Source organism: Streptomyces sp. NPDC059037 (assembly GCF_042740015.1).
Taxonomy (GTDB): Bacteria; Actinomycetota; Actinomycetes; order Streptomycetales; family Streptomycetaceae; genus Streptomyces.
Map to the genome: position 1 here is coordinate 1 of NZ_JBHYIG010000538.1, position 1198 is coordinate 1198.

The following is a 1198-nucleotide window of genomic DNA, read 5'->3' on the forward strand; positions in this document are numbered from 1 at the left end:
TTAAATTACTATATACGGAGGTTGCTAGACTTGGATAAAAACGTAATGATTTTCGACAACGGAGAACGCCGCACAGAGATTAAAGAGGATAGAGTGGAGAATATGTATTGTTTCGCTCAAAAGCTTGATGACGATACACAACAGATTATTAGTTTCACTCGTTCAGAAATGCTTGCAATAGTCTCCTATTTTCATGCTGAAGCACAAGACGAACTGTCACGCGGTTCTGTTCGCTATATTCCGACACAAAAAGCAGAAGCCATTTAAATATTAAATTGACAGGGAAATTCGTTTCCCTGTGACTTTTGTGTTTAAAGGGGGTGTCACTGATTGGGAAGAAAAAGCGGCTGAAGAAGAAACAGCAGAAAAAACAAAATATAGCTGCCTTGAAAAAAGTCGGAATTACTGACAAAAAGGTTATAAAGGAATTAAAAAATAAACCTGCCACAGTAAATAAAATTGTTAAGAAAAAGAGTCGTAGTTTAATTGCAAATGAACGATCTGAATTAATTAAACGGTTAGGATTTAAAGTCTCCGAACATTCCGCAAAAAGGTATTGGAGCGAATCACGATTTAATGAATGGTATAACAAAGAATTAAATAAGCGGGCGAAGGCTGAAGAAAGAAAAAGAAAAGCGGCTGAAAGAAAAGCCCGACAAGCTACTGAACCCTATTTAATGATTTACTGGAAAGAAAAAACCGACACAATGATGGATGCAAATGTGATAGAGGACTTAAAACGGTCTTACAGACATGTGAGCGTTGATTATCTTATCGAATCTATAAGAGGTTTTTTAGGTGCTAAACTTCCCGCTGAAATAGGAACAATAAGTATGCATGTTGTCCCCAATAATAAAAGGAAACAGCATAAAGCATTTATGAGAAATTTTGATTCTCTTAGACTGGCTGATATGAATTCATGGATTTTGCTATATGAAGGAAAAGCCGATTTAAGGAGATATAAAGATTTATTAATTGCAATAAATGCAGGCATGAGGGTTTTATATGACAATGAAGAAAAGGCTCAATTTATTGGGGATTTAATTCAGAAATATCTCCCGCAAGTAAATATCAAAACGGCGAAACGTTTAGCGCAGGTTTTTCGTTGGCGCGGGGGATTTTAAAAGTGGAAGGCAAAAAAGAATAAAGAAAAAACCGCAACTAAAACCCTTTATATAATTCAGCTGGTTACAGATAA

At 35.6% G+C, this 1198-nt stretch carries 2 protein-coding genes; both read left to right on the plus strand.

All coding sequences use genetic code 11. The features are described from left to right. The coding region (locus ACFWY6_RS45495; protein ID WP_384703818.1) for a hypothetical protein at positions 1 to 267 on the plus strand (267 nt) is incomplete at its 5' end. A gap of 53 nt (positions 268 to 320) precedes the next feature. Continuing rightward, entirely contained in the window at positions 321 to 1124 is an 804-nt protein-coding gene (locus ACFWY6_RS45500) for a hypothetical protein (RefSeq protein ID WP_384703821.1), read from the plus strand. The last annotated feature ends 74 nt before the right edge of the window (positions 1125 to 1198 follow it).